The organism is Kitasatospora aureofaciens (assembly GCF_001188955.3).
GTDB lineage: Bacteria > Actinomycetota > Actinomycetes > Streptomycetales > Streptomycetaceae > Kitasatospora > Kitasatospora aureofaciens.
Genome location: NZ_JPRF03000001.1, coordinates 528764 through 545254 on the forward strand (window position 1 = coordinate 528764; position 16491 = coordinate 545254).

A 16491-nucleotide genomic window follows, 5' to 3' on the forward strand; every position below is an offset into this window, starting at 1 on the left:
GAGCGCGACTCGCCTCGCCGCGCCTCCCGGAGGCGCGGCGAGGCGAGTCATCGCGCCGTGTCGGCTCTGCCCGCGGAGCCCGCTCCCGCTGTCGGCGAGCGGCCGGGCGCGCCGGCCGCCCAACGGCGGCGGACCGCGTCCTCGTGCTCGGCCTGCTCGAGCCCCTGGTCCAGGTGCGCCAGCGCCTCGGCGAGGCGCGGGATCCAGTGTCTGCGCAGGGCGCGGACCCGCCGCCCGGTACGGTCGATCTCGGCCTGGACCAGGCCGGCCGCGGTGCGAGCCGCCGCGTACCCGGCAGCCGTCCGCACCACGGTGCGGTAGGCGGTCTCCGCGTGGGCGAGGGCCGTGTTGGCGGGCGGGGGCTCGGTGGTCGCGCGTGCGGCGTCGGTGCAGACGGCCCTGGACGGGTGGCGAACGCCCATCGACACCGTCCACTCGACGACGACGTCGGCTCGGTTCGCGACGACCGCCGCCAGCGCCCGATCGCCGCTCAGCAGCAGCCCACGCAGCAGCCACGTCTCGGCCTCCTGCACCGCCGTGTGCCAGGCCCGCCGGGCGGCCTCCTCCTCGGCCGCCAACAGTCGGTGGCGCTCGCGCAGGACGGCGAGCTTGCGGTCCAGCAGCTCGGCCCCGCGCAGTGCGACCTCGAGCCGGTGCCGCAGGCGCAGCCGTCCGGCCCGCCCCGATTCGGGGTGCGGTCCTCCGGGGCGCGGTGGGGTCATGCGACACCGTGCCGGTCGAGCAGTTCGGAGGGGATCATGGCGAGCTGGCCACGGGGCAGGGTGCGCAGTACCTCCCAGGCAAGCGCCAGGGAGGCGTCCAGCGGCCGGTTCTCGTCGGGGCGCTGGGCCAGGAAGCCGAGCTGGAAGGCCTCGTCGAGTTCCAGGTACCGCAGGTCGGTGGGGCTGAGGGCGGGGCGGCCGATGAGGTCGGCGAGCTCCCGGACCTGCCGGGCCCGGGCGAGCGCGGCGAGCAGCTGGGCGGCGACGTCGAGATGGTCCTCCCGGGTGCGCCCGGGGCCGGCACCCTTGCGCATCAGGCGGGAGAGCGAGGAGAGCGCGTCCACCGGCGGGTACACGCCGCGGGCGTGGGCCTCGCGGGTGAGGACGATCTGCCCCTCGGTGATGTAACCGGTGAGGTCGGGGACCGGGTGGGTGATGTCGCCGGCGGGCATGGTGAGGACCGGCAGGACGGTGACCGAGCCGGAGCGGTCGCGGATGCGGCCGCAGCGTTCGTACAGCGATGCGAGGTCGCTGTAGAGGTAGCCGGGATAGGCCCGCCGGGCGGGGATCTCGCCCCGTGCGGCGGAGACCTCGCGCAGCGCCTCGGCGTAGGCGGTCATGTCGGTCATCACCACGAGGACGTGCCGCCCGCCGTCGAAGGCCAGGTGCTCGGCGACGGTGAGCGCCAGACGCGGGGTGAGCAGCCGTTCGATCACCGGGTCGTCGGCGGTGTTGAGCAGCAGCACCAGCTCGCCGGCGGCCGAGCGCTCGGCGAGGGCGCCGCGGACGAAGGACGCGTCGGCGTGTGTGAGGCCCATGCCGGCGAAGACGACGCTGAACTCCTCGCCGCCGGCCGTGGACTGCGCGGCGATCTGTACGGCGAGTTCGAGGTGCGGCAGACCCGCCGCCGAGAAGATGGGCAGCTTCTGCCCCCGTACGAGCGTGGTGAGGACGTCGATGGCACCCACCCCGGTGAGGACGGGCTCGGAGGGGGGCACACGCCGAACCGGGTTGATCGGGGTACCGCCGACCTCGGCCTCGGCAGCCCCGAACACCGGCGGTCCGCCGTCGATCGGCTCACCTCGCCCGTTGCAGACCCGGCCCAGCCAGCCCGGCCCGACCGGAATGCGCAGCGGGCTGCTCGCGAAGGCGACCCGCACCGCCGTCGGGTCGATGCCCGCGGTGCCCTCCAGCACCTGGAGCACGGCGAGGTCGCGGTCGACCTCCAGGACGAGGCCGTGCCGCCGCTCGCCCGAGCCGAGGGTTATCCGGACGAACTCGTCCCAGCCGACCCCGGTGACCCCGCCCACCACCGCGAGCGGACCGCGCAGTTCGCGGACATCGGTGCACTCGACCTCGCTCCATCTCACGGCCGTCCCCCTGGTGCCAGCGCCTGCAGGACGGCGTCCCGCCGGGCGGCCACTCCCGCGGCGCTTCGGGGCCCGGTCTCCTCGCGGGCGCGCAGCAGCGGCGTGAAGTCGACGACCTCGACCGCGTCCGCCGGGGTGCCGGATTCCACCAGCTGCCGGCACCGGGCGGCGACCGCGAGAACGGCCTCCACCAGCGCGGCGGTCTTCTCCGGCGCGCAGTATGCGTCCCGCGCGGACAGCGCGCTCTGCTGGAGCACCCCTTCCCGGACCAGCCGGCCGGCCAGCACGCTGATCCGCTCCTGGTCCGGCAACGCGGTGAGGCCGACCAGCTCGACGAGGTCGGCCAGTCGGTCCGCCTCGGTGAGCAGGGCGGCGACCTGCTCGCGGTGCCGTGCCCAGCTCGGGTCGCCGGAGCGCGCCCGGGCGGTGGAGAGGGCTGCGGCGTCGCGGGAGAAGGAGCCGGCCCACGAGATCGCCGGATAGTGGCGGGCGTAGGCCAGCTCCCGGTCGAGCGTCCACAGGCAGCGCACGAAGCGTTCGGTGTGTGCGGTGACCGGTTCGGCCAGGTCCCCGCCCGGCGGTGAGACGGCGCCCAGCACGGTCACCGTGCCCGGGGCACCCGAAAGGGTACGAACGGCTCCGGCCCGCTCGTAGAAGGCCGCCAGCTCCGAGGCGAGGCGGGCCGGGTAGCCCTCCTCGGCGGGGAGTTCGCCCATCCGGGAGGCGAACTCGCGCAGCGCCTCGGCCCAGCGCGAGGTGGAGTCGGCGATTACCACCACGTCTAGTCCCATGTCGCGGAAGAACTCGGCCACCGTCACGCCAGTGTGGACGCTCGCCTCGCGGGCCATCATCGGCATGTTGGAGGTGTTGGCGACCACGACCGTCCGGTCGGCGAGGCGTCCTCCGGTCCTGGGGTCGTCCAGCTCGGCCAGTTCGGCGATCACGTCGGCCATCTCGTTGCCGCGCTCTCCGCAGCCGACGTAGATGATGACATCGGCGTGGCACCACTTGGCGATCTGCTGGAGCAGGACGGTCTTGCCGGTGCCGAAGCCGCCCGGGACGGCGACCGTGCTGCCCAGGGCCACCGGGAACAGCAGGTCGATCACCCGCTGGCCGGTATGCAGGGGCTCGACGGCGTCGATCCGCGCGCGCACCGGGCGAGGGGTGCGGACGGGCCACTCGGCAGCCATCCGGACCTCGGTGCCGCCGACCACCGCGAGCACCGCGTCGGCCGGGTAGCGGCCCTCGGGGGCGATCCGTTCCACCGGCCCCGAACAACCGGGCGGCGCCAGAACGCGGAAGGGCACCGCCTGGGTGGTGACCGTCCCGAGCACGCCGCCCTCATCCGTCCGCGCGCCTGGTTCGACGGACGGGACGAAGCGCCAGGTGCGGCCGTCCGCGCGGCTGCCACCGCCGGGGACAAGCCGGTCCCCGGCACCGGCAAGCGGGCGGAGCAGGCCGTCGAAGACACCGCCGAGCAGCCACGGCCCCAGCGCCGCGCGCAGCGGCCCGCCCCGAGGACGGGCCGGATGCCCCGGTGCCAGACCGCCGGTGTACTCGTACGCCTGCACGGTCGCCACCCCACCGCCGATCGCCACCACCTCCCCGGGCAGTTCGGCGTCACCGAGCAGCACCACGTCGTGCATGGCGATGTCACCGGAGCACGCCAGCTCCACCAGCGGACCGGCGACCCGCAGGATCCGGTACGGGGTCACGGCTCCCACAGGGCCTCCGCGTCCGAGCCGATCCGCTCCAGCGCCCGGTCGGTCACGGCGGGCAGGCCGAGATCGACCACCCGCCCCGGGGCCGTCGCCAGGACGCCGCCGTCCGGGTGCCCGACGACCCGGGCATCCGGGCCGAGCAGGGATCGTGCCCGTGCTGCCAGCCGCTCGCCGTACGCCGGGTCCGCCTGGCACAGCTCGCGCAGACGCGCGGTGATGCGCCGGCGAAGCTCCGCATAGGCCGCGCCCCGGGCGGCCAGCTCGGCGTTCCGGGCAGCGCTGCGGGCGCGGGTGAGTTCCTGCCGCGCCGCTGCCCGTCCGTCGGCCGCGCCGTCCTGTCGGGCACGGCCGAGGATCGCTTCGGCCTCGGTCCTGGCGGCCGCTAGTGTCCGGTCGGCGTCCCGGCGCGCCTCGGAGAGGATCACGTCCGCGTCCGCCCGGGCGGTTCGCAGGAGCTCCGCCCGCACCGGGCGCAGTGCGTCGCTCGGCGGTTCGGCGTTCACGGGGGCATCACGACGGTCAGCGGCCGGGCCCCCTCCGCGAGTTCGCGGCCGACCGCCCGCGCCGCGTCCGGTGTGAGGATGACCAGCTCTGCGCCCTCGGGCAGCTCGGCCCAGGCCCGCCGCACCTCCTCGGGCCGCTCGGCGACCAGTACCACCACCCCGGCCAGTGCCAGCCCGGCCACCCGGGTCCGCTCGCCGATGGCAGCCACCGCGCCCACGTCAGGCCTTCCCGATCAGCAGGATCGCCACCACCAGGCCGTACACGGCGATGCCCTCGGCGAGGCCGACGATGACCATAGCCCGTCCGAAGAGCTCCGGGCGCTCGCTCAGCGCGGCGATCGCGGCGGCTCCGGTGTAGGCGACGGCCAGCGACGCCCCGATCGACGCGCCCGCCACCGCGATCGCGGCGCCGATCAGCGCGGCCGACCCGGACCCCGAACTCGCGGCGGCTGCCGGCGCGTCCGCCCGGGCGGTGCTGGTGAGCGCGGTCACCAGCAGGGCGAGCGCGCCGCCGATCAGCAGCACATTGACCCCGAGCAGCCAGCACACGGCCGCACGGCCGCGCCGACGGGTCAGCAGATGGACGGCGCCGAACGCCGCGGCCAGGACCGGGAGCGCGATCAGCCAGGTGACCACTCAGCTCACCTCCGTACGTCGGACGGGCAGCCGCCAGGGCCGGAACGGCCGGCCCAGGCCCTCGAACACACGCGAGAACAGCTCGTAGAACTCAAGCCGCAGGGCCTGGACCCCGGCCACCAGCCCTTCCAGTGCGAAGGCCAGGGCGTTGCCCGCGACGAACACCAGCACCGCCCCGATCAGCGCCCACGGACCCCGCCCGGCCAGAGCGGCCGTGCCGTGCCACACCACCTGCCCGAGGGCCGCGTGGGTGAGGCCGAATGCGGCGAGCCGCGCGAAGGACACGGTGTTGGCGAGGATTCGCACCAGCACGTCGAAGAGCTGTACCCCGGTCTGCGCCGCGCCGCCCAGCCCACCGCCGGTCGCGGCGGACAGGCCCGTACCGGCCAGCGCCAGCCCGGTGACCGCCAGCGCCGCCCCGGTGACCGCAGCCACCGGTACGTGCAGGTACGCTCCGCCGCCGACCAGGCCCAGGCCGAGGAGGACCGCGAAACCGGCCACCCCGGAGGTCGCGTACAGCGCCCTTGCCGGGCCTCCCTCGCGCCACCTGTTCACCACCCCGGCCGCGTACGCCAGCCCCAGCAGCAGCCCGCCGAGGGCGACGGCCGCCAGCAGCAGCCGCCCGGGCTCGTCCAGCGGATCCAGCCAAAGCACCGGAAGCAGCCCGGTCGGACCGAAGAACTCCCCGTACGCCGCACCCGCCAGCGTGGCGGCCAGCCCGGCGCCGGCCACGAACGGCCACAGCCGGCGGAGCCGCGCGAGCCGCCGGGGGACGCGACCGCGCCACAGCAGCAGCGCGGCCAGCACGAGCAGCAGCCCGTGTCCGGCATCGCCGAACATCAGGCCGAACATCACCATGTAGGCGATCCCGGCCGGCCAGGACGGGTCGAGGTCCGCGTACGGCACCGTGCCGTACGTCGCCACCAGCGGGGCGAACGCCCGGTGCACCCGTCCGGCGTCGCGCAGCTGCGTGGGCGGGTCGACCCCGCGCGGCGGGCGCAACGGCAGCACCGCGCCCCCGACCGGGCCCAGCCGCTCGGCCAGGCGCGGCACCTCCGCGGCGGGGCACCAGCCCGCAAGGGCAGACACCTCGCCCTGCCGGACCGCGCTCGCCAGCCGCTCCTCCAGCTCCGCCTCGCCCGCCAGGAGATCACCCCGGTGCTGCCTCTCCAGCGCGTCGAGATCGGGTGGCGCGCCGGACAGGGCGGCGGATCCGCCCGGCGCGGCGGTGAGCCGCCGCAGCCGTCGGCCCGCTGGTCCCGGCGGCACCTCCTGGACCCGGTCGATTTCCACACAGCCCGCCTCCGCGACCAGCAGCAGTGTTTCGCGCAGCGCCCCGGTGGGCGCCACGACCGCCACCCGCCGCATCCGGACCGGTGACATCGCCTCAGCCCAGCGCATCGAACGCCTCAGGGGACCCGCCGCGTTCGGCCAGCACCAGCGCGGCCCGCACCCGCCACACGTCCGCAGACAGCACCGCCACGGCCCCCACCACCGGTGCGAGGCCGAAGTGGGTGCCGCGCAGCAACGCCCCGCCGTCCCGGTCGAGCACCGTCCACCAGCGGGCCTCCGCCCGCCACAGGTCCGCCGCGTCCTCGACTCCGTCCACCGCCCAGCGGGCGTCCGGCACCAGGTGACGGCGGAACTCCTCGAACGAGGCAGCCCCGACGGCCCGCGGCCCCAGTAGCGGGGCGGCGCGCCGCGCGGCCGCCGCAGGCAGCGGACGCCCCGTGACGTACCGGTCGCGGGCCGCCAGCAGTGCGGCCCGGCCCGCCGCCCACCGCCGTGCGGGCGGCACCGCCTCGGCGGTCCGGGCGGCGGCCGCGACCCGTAGCGCGGTGGCCACGGACGCCGGGTCCTCGCCACCCGGGTCCAGCCAGGCCGAGGCGGCCAGGGCGGCCCGCAGCTCGGCGGGGCTCCCGGCCTGCGCCAGGCGGCGCCAAGCGGTCGCCAGCGCCCCGAGTCGGTACGGCGGAGGAGGCTCGACTCCGGTGAAGGAGCGCAGCCGGCCCTCGATATTGGCGATCTCGAACCCGCCCGCCAGCACCCGGAGCGCGTTCGCACCGGCGCGCGGCAGCCAGCCGGCCAGTACCCGGAGGTGCCACAGCAGTGTCTCGGAGACCGCTCGCTGCGCCTGGGCAAGGTCGGCGTCCGGGAGAAGGTCCCTACGGTAGGGCGTCGCCGCCAGTTGCCTCAGGGCATCACCGAGCGTGGGGGCGGATGCGAGTTCCCGCGCCCCTTGGAGGCCCAGACAGCGGGAGAGCAGCGCCCGCGCCCGGGTTGCCCCGCCGACCCACCCGGCGCTCACCGGGACCTCCCCGGCTTCTCAGTCTGCGGCAGCGCCTGTGCTGCCGCCCGGTCGACCAGTGCGGGCATCCGTTCCGCAATCCGGCGGCGGACGTCCGTCACCGCCCGATCGGCCGCCGCAAGCAGCCTGCCCGCCTCGGCCTCAGCCGGACGACGCACCGCGGAAGCGGCCTCCGCCCGGACCTGCGGAGCCTGGTCGCGGGCCTCCGCGACGATCTCCTCGGCCCGCTGCGCGGCCATCCGCCGCATGTTCTCGGCCTCTTGTGCGGCTGCGGCACGGATCGCTGCGGCCTCCTCCTGGGCCTGCGTCAGTTCGGCCAGGGACGGCCCCAGTTCGGCGGCCAGCTCCGCCGCGCGGTCCGCAGGGACGCCGGTCGCACTCGCTCCCGGCGCTCCGGTCGGGCGGAATCTTGCCAGGAAGTCCCGGAACATCACCACGCGAGCCCTCCTGCGGGTCGGCCCCCACTCCAGTCTCCACGCGGAGCGGCGGCTGTCATCCGGGACGTACCTTGACGGTGACCTGCCGGGGCAGGACGTCTCCCGGACCGGCCGGCAGCGTGGCTCACTCGGGTGCGGGTACGGTGACGACCGGGCAGTGGGCGCGGTGCAGCAGGCCGTGGGGGACGGAGCCGAGCCGCATTCCGGTGAACCCGCCTCGGCCGCGCCGTCCGACGACGACGGCCAGTGCGTTCTCGGAGGCCTTGGCCAGCTCCTCGACGGGATGTCCGCGTACTACCTGGCGGGTGACGGTGATGCTGGGGTGGTTCGCTGCCTGCTCGGCTACCGCCTCGGATAGCAGGCGGCGGCATTTCTGGAGCGCGTTGACTTCGTCGGTGGACTCCAGGAGCGACGGCTGCCACACCCACAGCGCCCGCAGGTGCGTGTCACGCGCTGCGGCGGTCTCGAAGGCGTGCTCGACGGCGGCGTGGGAGGCCGGGCTGCCGTCGACTCCGACGACGAGGTGCGGCGGCTGCTCGGTGCTGTTTCCGGGTTCCAGTACCACGACCACCGGGCAGGCGGCCTGGGCGCTGACCGGTACGGCCACCGAGTTCGCGCTGAGGAGCTCTTCCAGGCGGCTGAGCCGCCGCGAGCCGAGGACGACCAGGCACGCGTTGTGCGATTCGCGGTACAGCGCCTGGGCGGGCGCGCCCTCCTCCAGGACGGTGGCGATGTGGAGGCCGGGATGCCGACCGGAGACGGAGGCGGCGGCCTCGTCGAGGAGTCGCTGCCCGGCCTTCCGCTGTTTGGAGCCGTCGGTTCCGCGCTGCCCGTAGTGGCCCGGCGGCACCGCGTGGACCAGCCGCAGGGGTGCTTCACGGCGCTCGGCTTCGTCGGCGGCCCAGTCCAGGGCCGGCCGCACGCTGTCCCGCACGTCCACACCGACGACGACGGGACGGGACTCTCCAGGGCCGATCATCGCTCCTCCAACCGGAGTCGTACCTTGCCCCCATGGGCACCGTACGGGCACCGGTACCGCCACCGGCAGGGCCGAGTGGCCCCGACCGCGGAGGGCCGGGCGCACCTGGTCGGCCCGCCGTAGACCGCGACCAAGCAGATGATTCGCGACGATGCCCGGCTGCGGCCGGGCCTCACACTCCGGCGGCGGTGACGACGGCGTCGGTGGCGAAGCCCAGCAGCAGGCCCAGCAGGATCATCCAGGGGGTCAGCACCTTCATCCCGCCGCGACGTGCCACCGCGAGGAGCTCGGTGATCACGTAGATGATGGAGCCGGCGGCCAGGCCCAGGAACGCGATGCTCACGGTGGTCTTCGTCCTCGGCCTGCTCCGGCATCAACCGCCCGGCGAGATGGGGTGACGGCCGTCAGACTGGCGGTCGCCGCCGTACCGGAATCGCTGCCGGCCGTCGTCACGGACGCCCTCGCGCTGGGCGCGCGCCGGATGGTCGCCCGCCATGCCCTGGTCCGGAGGCTGCCGGCCGTGGAGACGCTCGGCTCGGTCACCGTGCTGGCGACGGACAAGCCGACGGCCTGGCCTACCTGGCGGAGGCCGCGCGCACCCGCCCGGCCGTGACCTGCTATCCCCTGCGACGGGCGGACGAGGCGCTCGCGGACCTCGCCGCGGACCGGGTCGCCGGCGTTGCAGTCCTCCTCGCGGAGCAACGGAGCGAGCCGAAGGCCCGGAGCAGAGCCGCGCGGGCAGGTCGTCCGGCGTACCGGACGACCTGAGCGCCAGGCAGCGAGGGGTCTGATTTACCGTCAGAAAAGTCAGCAAAAGGTCAGCATTCATCCGAGCAAACGCTGTCACACCCACCCACATGTGAGACTCTGCGGAACTTCGACTCCCGTCTCGCCCGGCCTCCGGCACACGACCCAGCCATCACCGCCCGCCGGGGTCGACAGGCCACCGCAGCACCGGCGCCGAGCGTCTCTACCGATCCACCGACATGCGTCTCCGCAGGTCAGCGCACCCGCCCTCGCGCCTTCAAGGGGATCGACGGCAGCTCCGGGGCGGCCAGTCGGCCGCCGTCGTAGCCGTGTACTTCGCCGAACCGGGCACCCTTCTCCCAGTCGTTCCGTGCTTGTACGATCTCCTCACCGGATCGGCCGATGAAGTTCCACCACATGATGATCTGCTCCTCGAAGGGTGTGCCGCCGAGGAGGACGAGGCGGGCGGGGGTGTCGGCGGTGTTGGTGACGGTCAGGCTGGTGGGGCCGGGGGCGAGGTAGCCGAGGTCGCCCTGGTGGAGGGCGGTGCCGGCGAGGCGGACCTCGCCGCGGTCGACGAGGATGCCGTGTTCGAAGGTGGGGTCGACGGTCAGCGTGACGGTGGCGTGCGGATCGAGGGTGAGTTCGGCGCCGAGGAGCGGGGTGAAGGTCGGCACCGGGGAGGTGTGGCCGGCCAGGGTGCCGAGGAAGACGCGGGCCTCGCCGCCGTCCAGGGTGACGGGCTCGGGGACGTGGTGGTGGAAGTCCCTTGCGGTGTCGCGGTGTTCGTCGGGCAGGACGACCCAGAGCTGAACGCCGTGCAGCACGGTGGTCGCGGGGGTGGAGACCTCGGAGTGGCAGATGCCGTGGCCGGAGGTCATCAGGTTGAGCTCGCCGGGGCGCACGAGGGCGTGGACGCCCAGGCTGTCCCGGTGCTCGATCTCGCCGGTGAAGAGCCAGCTGACGGTCTGCAGACCGGTGTGGGGGTGCGGGGCGACGTCCATGCCGCCGGTCAGGGCGACGTCGTCAGGGCCGTAGTGGTCGACGAAGCACCAGGCGCCGATGAGCCGTCGCGAGCTGTGCGGGAGGGTGCGGCGTACGGTCATCGCGCGCGGACCGCCGAGCGGGACGTCCCGGGCGGACAGGACTTCGACGTACGGGGCCTGCGGTTCCTGGGGCTCCTGGGGTTGAGCGTTGGGGTGCGGCTCGGTCTCGGCGTTGCTCACGGCTGGGGTCCCTCCCGGGGTGGAGTCGGTTCCATATAGTTCCAGATTCAACTATTATGCATGGCAGAGTGCCGAACGGCAGTGAGTCGACGGTGTCCGTGGGAGTCGAGGTTTCAGGTGAGTGATGTGACGGTGGTCCCGGCGGAGCGACGCGTGTTCGTCGACAAGCAGAGCCCCAAGGCCTACAAGGCGCTGCTGGCGGCCGCCGAGGCGGCGCGGTCGGTCGCGGCGGAGGCCGGGCTGGACCGGCGGCTGGTGGAGCTGGTCAACCTGCGGGTCTCGCAGATCAACGGCTGCGCGTACTGCCTGAACGTGCACACCCGGGCCGCGCTGCGCGAGGGCGAGACGACCCAGCGGCTCGGCGTGCTTCCGGCCTGGCGGGACACCGAGCTGTTCACCGCGCGGGAGCGGGCGGCGTTGGCCCTGGCGGAGGCGACCACGGACCCGTCGGACGCGGCCGCGCAGCAGGCCGCCTACATGCTCGCACGGGACGCGCTGACGGAGGAGGAGATATCGGCGGCGATCTGGGTGGCGATCGCGATCAACTCGTTCAACCGGGTGTCGATCATGAGCAAGCACCCGGTCCGTCCGACGCCGGGTGTGTAGACCGGGCGTGTGGACGGGCTTGCGGGCCGGGGTGGCGGCCGGGGACGCGGACGCCGAGCAGGTGGCGCAGCCCGAAGGCCGTCTCCAGCCCGGCGAAGCCGCCGCCGGCCACGAGGACGTGCGGTCAGGCGTTCACCGTCACGGTTCCCCGCCCACTCCGGAGTCGGCGACGGGAGGCCCTTCCGGGAGGATGATGCGGCCGCTGATCCCGGTGGGCCGGATCCGCATCCAGGTGTCCCGGGTGCCGCCCGCCCAGGGGCCGGGGTCGGAGTGCCGCTCGAACCAGCGCACGGCCTCCTCGTCGGAGACGACCGAGACGGTGCCGTTCACCAGTACGCTCCAGCCGGTGGCGAACACCTCGTCCAACTGGTCCACCTCGAAGGCGACTTCGCTGTCCGCGGCGCGGGCGAGAGTGCCGTCGGCGTCGGTGCGGTAAAGGACGGTGGCGTCCAGCACCCGGTAGTTGACGGGCAGCGCCACCAGCCCGCGGGGTGCCACGAGGACGACCCTGCCGACACCGCCGCGGCCGAGCCTGGTCCAGCAGGCGGCCGGGTCCAGCTCCTCGATCCGTACCCGGGAGTTGGCGCGGGCCCGGCCGGGCGGCACCTCGCGCCCGCCGCCGAGCAGGTCGGTGACAGTGGTGTCGAGCGCGTCGGCGAGCCGGGTGAGGGTGCTGACGCCGACCGGAACGGGACGGGTCTCCAGGTACGCGACGAATCCGGCGTCCAGGCCGCTGCGCTCGGCCACCAGCTCGCGGCTGAGGCCGAGCCGGGCGCGGCGATGGGCCACCCGTCGGCCGATGTCGCCGGGGTCGGCCGTGACGGCGCGTTCGTTGGTGGTCTTCATGACCATCTCCGTGGTCAGGCCGGGGCGCCGTTGGGGACGATCACCAGCGGCACGGTGCAGCGGTGCACCAGGGCGCGGCCGGTGGAGCCGAACAGCAGCCCGCGGAAGCCGCCCAGGCCTCGGCTGCCGATGACCAGGCACCGGGCGTGCGTTGCCACGGTGGCCAGCATCGGGGCGGGGGAGCCGGTGAGCACCTCGCGCCGCACCCGGACCTCGGGGTACTTCTCCTGCCAGCCGGCCAGCGACTCGGACAGGTCCGTCAGGGACTCCTCGACCAGTTCGGGCCGGCCCGCCTCGGTCGGGCGCCGGACCTCCACGGCCAGCACGTCGGTGCCGCCGATCGACGCCTCCTCGAAGGCGAACCCGACCGCGGCCCGGGAGGCCGGCGAGCCGTCCACCCCGACCACGACCGGACCGGGGCCGGAGAGACCGTCGGCGGGTTCGGGGACGAGGGCGAGCGGGCAGCTCAGGTGGCCGGCCAGGGAAGCGCCCTTGGACCCGATCCGCAGGGCGGAGTGCGCCTCGCTCACCCGGCGGACGCCGAGCACGAGCTGCGTGGCCTCGTCGGCGGCGTCGCGCAGCACGCGCACCGGCCGGCCCTCGGCCAGTTCGGACGTGATCTCGAGCGTGGGGTGCCGCTCGGTCGCCAGCAGCCGGGCGGTCTCCAGCACCGCTTCCCCGGCGGCCCGCAGGCCGATCGCCCAGGGGTGGTCCGCCACGTCGGTGGCCCGGTCGACCGGCCACTCCTGCGCGTGCAGCAGCCGCAACGGCAGATGGTGCCCGGCCGCTTCGTCCGCCGCCCAGCGCACGGCCCAGTGGCTCGCTTCGGAGCGGTCGACGCCCACGATCACCGGGCGGAGGCTTTCGAAGCCGTTCATCGCAGACTCCTTCGTCGGCCCCGGCCGGCGCCGTCACCGGCTCTGTGCGGAGCCTTGACCACCCTCATCGTCGGCCGCCGCGGTCCGTGCGGGGCAGGGCCGGTCGGACCGGGACGGTGGGTCGGTGGGCCCCGCGGGCCCCGGAGGGCGCCGGCCATCCGGGCGGGGCCGGGGTGGGTGTCGGCTCATCCGGGCGGGGCGGGGTGGGCGCCGGCCATCCGGGCGGGGCAGGGGGGGTGCCGGCTCATCCGTGGGGGGTCCGGGGTTCGGGCGGCACGACGACGACGGGCAGGTGGGCGTGGTGGACGACTTCGGTGCTGGTCGAGCCGAGTGTGAGTCGGCCCCACAGTCCGGCGCCGCGGGTGCCCACCACCAGCATGGTGGCGTCCTGGCTCTCCTCCAGCAGGATCTTGGCGGGCCGGCCGCGCTCGCAGCGGACCTCGACCTCCACGTGGGGCTCGCCCACCTGCTGCCGCAGCTCCTCGACAAAGTCCGTCACCTCCCGGGCGACGGTGTCGTGCAGGTGCGGCAAGGGTTCGCTGCCGGCATCGCGCCAGCCGGTCATCGCCCGGTTCGACGGCTCGGTGCGTCCGCCGCCGTAGGCGCAGACGGCCCGGACGCCGACCCCGCGCAGCTGCGCCTCGCGCAGAGCGAAGAGCACGGCCCGGCGGGCGGGCTCCGAGCCGTCCGTTCCGACCACGATCGGGCCGGCCGGGCGTGTGGTGGGAGTGGTGTTCACGGGGACCTCCACGATGTGGCCACCGACTGGTGCCCTGCCCGGCTCGCGGTCCGGGGAGGCGGGCCGCGGGTCAGCCGGTTCACTCCCATGATCCCGCGGCCGTCGCGCGGTGGCATGCCGGTGCGAGCCGTGGCCGGGGCTGCGGCACTCCCGCCCCCGGCTCCTGACCGCACCGGGCACCGGGCCGCGGTTCCGTGCAGCCCGAACGGCGGGCCGCGGTTCCGTGCAGCCCGTGCGCCGTCAGCCCTCCGCCTCGGCCGAGGCCACCGCGTGCTTCACCGCGGCGAAGCTGTCCGGGGTCACGGAGATGGAGTCGATCCCGGCCTCGATCAGGAAGCGGGTGAAGTCCGGGTCGTTGCTGGGGCGTTGGCCGCAGAGACCGACGTGGCGGTCGGCCGCGTGGGCGGTCGCGATCAGGGACTCGACGCTGCGGGTGACGGCCGGGTTGCGTTCGTCGAAGAGGTGGGCGAGCAGGCCGGAGTCCCGGTCGACCCCGAGGGTGAGCTGGGTGAGGTCGTTGCTGCCGATCGAGAAGCCGTCGAAGCGTTCGGCGAACTGCTCGGCGAGCATGATGTTGGCCGGGATCTCGGCCATGACGTACACCCGCAGGCCGTTCGCGCCCCGGGCGAGCCCGTTGTCGGCCATCACCGCGAGGACCTGGTCGGCCTCCTGCGGGGTGCGGCAGAACGGAATCATCACGACCACGTTGGTGAACCCCAGTTCGTCCCGGGCCCGGCGCAGCGCCCGGCACTCCAGGGCGAACCCCTCGCGGTAGCCGGGGTCGTAGTAGCGGCTCGCGCCGCGCCAGCCGATCATCGGATTGGCCTCGACCGGCTCGAACGGCGCACCGCCGACCAGCCGGGCGTACTCGTTGGTCTTGAAGTCGCTGGTGCGCACCACCACCGGGTCCGGCCAGCGCGAGGCGGCGATCCGGGCGACGCCTCGGGCGAGCAGGTCGACGAAGTAGTCGGTGCGGTCGGGGTAGCCGTACGTCAGCTCGTCCACCAGCCGCCGGTCCTCGGCGGACAACCGCTCGGGGTGGACCAGCGCCATCGGGTGGACGCGCACCTGGTGGGCGACCACGAACTCGGTGCGAGCCAGGCCCACGCCGTCCGCCGGCAGCCGCCACCAGCGGAAGGCGGCGCCCGGGTCGGCGAGGTTGAGCATCACCTTGGTCCGGGTGGCCGGAAGCGATCCGAGGTCGGTCTCGGTCGCCTCGTAGGCGACCCGGCCCGCGTAGACGTGGCCCTCCGCGCCCTCGGCGCAGGAGACCGTGACCTGCCGCCCGTCGGTCAGCAGGGCGGTCGCCGAACCGGTGCCGACCACCGCCGGCACGCCCAGCTCCCGACTGACGATCGCGGCGTGCGAGGTGCGCCCGCCGTGGTCGGTGACAATCGCGGCGGCCCGCTTCATCAGCGGCTCCCAGTCCGGGTCGGTGATCTCCGTGACCAGGACGGCCCCCTGCGGGAAGCGCTCCAGCCGGACCGGCTCGGCCAGCGCGCACACCGGCCCGGCACCGACCGCCTCGCCGACCGCGATGCCGTCCACCAGCCGCTCACCCGTACCCGTCATCCGGAAGCGGCGCAGCACCTCGCCGTGCCGGCGGGACTGCACGGTCTCCGGGCGGGCCTGGACGAGGAACAGCTGCCCGGTGATGCCGTCCTTGGCCCACTCCAGGTCCATCGGGCAGCCGTAGTGCTCCTCGACGGCCACCGCCCATTCGGCGAGGGTGCGGATGTCGCCCTGGCCGAGCACCGGGCGGACCCGTTCGGTCTCGTCGGTGTCGACGGTCGTGGTCGAGCCGTCCTCGCCGTACACGGCCTTCCGGCTCTTCGCGCCGAGCTGCACCTGGACCACCGGGTCGAGGCGGTGGTCCTTGAGCACCGGCTTGAACACCGTGTACTCGTCCGGGTCCACCTGACCGCTGACCACCGTCTCGCCCAGCCCCCAGGCGGCGCTGATGACCACCACGCCCGGGAAGCCGGTCTCGGTGTCCAGGGTGAACACCACGCCGGCGCCCGCGAGATCGGAGCGCACCATGAGCTGCACGCCGATGGACAGGGCGATGGCGAGGTGGTCGAAGCCCATCCGCTCCCGGTAGTCGATCGCCCGGTCGGTGAACAGCGAGGCGTAGCAGCGCCGGCAGGCGTCCAGCAGGGCGTCGGCGCCCCGGACGTTGAGGAAGGTCTCCTGCTGGCCGGCGAAGCTCGCCTCCGGCAGGTCCTCCGCGGTGGCGCTGCTGCGCACCGCGACGTCGGGGTCGGTGCGCCCGGCTCCGCGGGCGAGGTGCCCGTACGCCGTCAGGACGTCCCCGGCCAGTGCGGCGGGCAGCGGAGTGGCCAGGATGGCGGAGCGGATCGAGGCGCCGACCTCGGGCAGCGGGGCGCCCCCGTGCAGCTGGTCGACCTGCTCGGCGATCCGCTCGCGCAGGCCACCGGTGTCGAGCAGTTCGCGGTAGGCGTCGGCGGTGGTGGCGAAACCGTCCGGTACCCGTACTCCGGCGGGACCGAGGCCGTTGATCAGTTCGCCCAGAGAGGCGTTCTTGCCGCCGACCAGGCCGACGTCCTCCCGGCCGAGGTCGCGGAAGCGGATGACACGGCGCATGGCTGCCTCCAGGCGCGCTCGCGGTGATCCGGCGCCGGACGCGCCGGGGGCTCCGTCCCTGTCACTGTCCGTCGGGGCGCGCGGTCGAGCCCAGGGGCGAACGCCTCCGGACGCTGGTCCGGCTGGTCGTCCCGGGAGGGCCGATCGGCCCGTCGGGCGGGCGCGGTCC

The 16491-nt window shown here is 74.7% G+C and carries 18 protein-coding genes; 2 read left to right on the forward strand and 16 right to left on the reverse strand.

The genetic code is table 11. The features are described from left to right. Positions 1-47 precede the first annotated feature (47 nt). The 11 genes from HS99_RS02300 to HS99_RS40550 form a co-directional block, all read right to left on the reverse strand. Positions 48-722 (reverse strand): V-type ATP synthase subunit D, encoded by a 675-nt coding sequence (locus HS99_RS02300; protein WP_050367049.1) that lies wholly within the window; start codon positions 720-722, stop codon positions 48-50. Next, positions 719-2092 carry a V-type ATP synthase subunit B gene (locus HS99_RS02305; protein WP_030555631.1) on the reverse strand — a complete coding sequence of 458 codons (1374 nt, stop codon included), beginning with the start codon at positions 2090-2092 and terminating at the stop codon, positions 719-721. The genes HS99_RS02300 and HS99_RS02305 overlap by 4 nt, the downstream gene beginning before the upstream one ends. Further along, the gene (locus HS99_RS02310) at positions 2089-3816 is read right to left on the reverse strand and encodes a V-type ATP synthase subunit A (RefSeq protein WP_043481138.1); all 1728 of its coding nucleotides are present in this window, start codon (positions 3814-3816) and stop codon (positions 2089-2091) included. The genes HS99_RS02305 and HS99_RS02310 overlap by 4 nt, the downstream gene beginning before the upstream one ends. Further along, positions 3804-4316, reverse strand: a complete 513-nt coding sequence (locus tag HS99_RS45705) for a V-type ATP synthase subunit E family protein (protein WP_043481135.1) — start codon at positions 4314-4316, stop codon at positions 3804-3806. The genes HS99_RS02310 and HS99_RS45705 overlap by 13 nt, the downstream gene beginning before the upstream one ends. Then, positions 4313-4525: a V-type ATP synthase subunit F gene (locus HS99_RS02320; RefSeq protein ID WP_232790623.1), complete on the reverse strand. Its 213-nt coding sequence runs from the start codon at positions 4523-4525 to the stop codon at positions 4313-4315. Before HS99_RS02320 ends, HS99_RS45705 begins: the two co-directional genes overlap by 4 nt. A gap of 10 nt (positions 4526-4535) precedes the next feature. Continuing rightward, positions 4536-4952, reverse strand: a complete 417-nt coding sequence (locus HS99_RS02325) for an ATP synthase subunit C (RefSeq protein ID WP_030555626.1) — start codon at positions 4950-4952, stop codon at positions 4536-4538. After that, a complete protein-coding gene (locus tag HS99_RS02330; protein ID WP_030555624.1) occupies positions 4953-6353 on the reverse strand; it encodes a V-type ATPase 116kDa subunit family protein in 1401 nt (466 codons plus the stop codon). After that, positions 6340-7260: a V-type ATPase subunit gene (locus HS99_RS02335; protein ID WP_030555622.1), complete on the reverse strand. Its 921-nt coding sequence runs from the start codon at positions 7258-7260 to the stop codon at positions 6340-6342. Before HS99_RS02335 ends, HS99_RS02330 begins: the two co-directional genes overlap by 14 nt. Then, complete coding sequence (locus HS99_RS02340) at positions 7257-7697, reverse strand: hypothetical protein (RefSeq protein WP_050367050.1); 441 nt, start codon at positions 7695-7697, stop codon at positions 7257-7259. The genes HS99_RS02335 and HS99_RS02340 overlap by 4 nt, the downstream gene beginning before the upstream one ends. A 124-nt stretch (positions 7698-7821) precedes the next feature. Then, positions 7822-8676: a universal stress protein gene (locus HS99_RS02345; RefSeq protein ID WP_030555618.1), complete on the reverse strand. Its 855-nt coding sequence runs from the start codon at positions 8674-8676 to the stop codon at positions 7822-7824. A gap of 172 nt (positions 8677-8848) precedes the next feature. Then, complete coding sequence (locus tag HS99_RS40550; RefSeq protein WP_198549594.1) at positions 8849-9019, reverse strand: hypothetical protein; 171 nt, start codon at positions 9017-9019, stop codon at positions 8849-8851. A gap of 51 nt (positions 9020-9070) precedes the next feature. Between HS99_RS40550 and HS99_RS02350 the strand changes: the two genes are divergently transcribed. Beyond that, positions 9071-9289 carry a hypothetical protein gene (locus HS99_RS02350; RefSeq protein ID WP_030555616.1) on the forward strand — a complete coding sequence of 73 codons (219 nt, stop codon included), beginning with the start codon at positions 9071-9073 and terminating at the stop codon, positions 9287-9289. A gap of 388 nt (positions 9290-9677) precedes the next feature. Here the strand turns inward: HS99_RS02350 and HS99_RS02355 are convergent, their stop codons facing one another. Next, positions 9678-10649, reverse strand: a complete 972-nt coding sequence (locus HS99_RS02355; protein ID WP_030555614.1) for a pirin family protein — start codon at positions 10647-10649, stop codon at positions 9678-9680. A 117-nt stretch (positions 10650-10766) separates the two neighbouring features. Here HS99_RS02355 and HS99_RS02360 point away from each other — a divergent pair, with 117 nt between their 5' ends. After that, positions 10767-11255 carry a carboxymuconolactone decarboxylase family protein gene (locus HS99_RS02360; protein WP_030285813.1) on the forward strand — a complete coding sequence of 163 codons (489 nt, stop codon included), beginning with the start codon at positions 10767-10769 and terminating at the stop codon, positions 11253-11255. Positions 11256-11393: 138 nt separating this feature from the next. On the opposite strand, the gene HS99_RS02365 is transcribed toward HS99_RS02360, so the two are convergent. The 4 genes from HS99_RS02365 to ppsA all read right to left on the reverse strand — a co-directional run bounded on the left by HS99_RS02365 (position 11394) and on the right by ppsA (position 16322). Continuing rightward, the gene (locus tag HS99_RS02365; protein WP_046385456.1) at positions 11394-12101 is read right to left on the reverse strand and encodes a helix-turn-helix domain-containing protein; all 708 of its coding nucleotides are present in this window, start codon (positions 12099-12101) and stop codon (positions 11394-11396) included. Positions 12102-12115: 14 nt separating this feature from the next. Further along, positions 12116-12979: a universal stress protein gene (locus HS99_RS02370; RefSeq protein WP_030285809.1), complete on the reverse strand. Its 864-nt coding sequence runs from the start codon at positions 12977-12979 to the stop codon at positions 12116-12118. A gap of 244 nt (positions 12980-13223) precedes the next feature. Continuing rightward, entirely contained in the window at positions 13224-13718 is a 495-nt protein-coding gene (locus HS99_RS02375; protein ID WP_050367051.1) for a universal stress protein, read from the reverse strand. Positions 13719-13958: 240 nt separating this feature from the next. Continuing rightward, entirely contained in the window at positions 13959-16322 is a 2364-nt protein-coding gene (gene ppsA / locus HS99_RS02380) for a phosphoenolpyruvate synthase (RefSeq protein ID WP_030285805.1), read from the reverse strand. Positions 16323-16491: the final 169 nt, after the last annotated feature.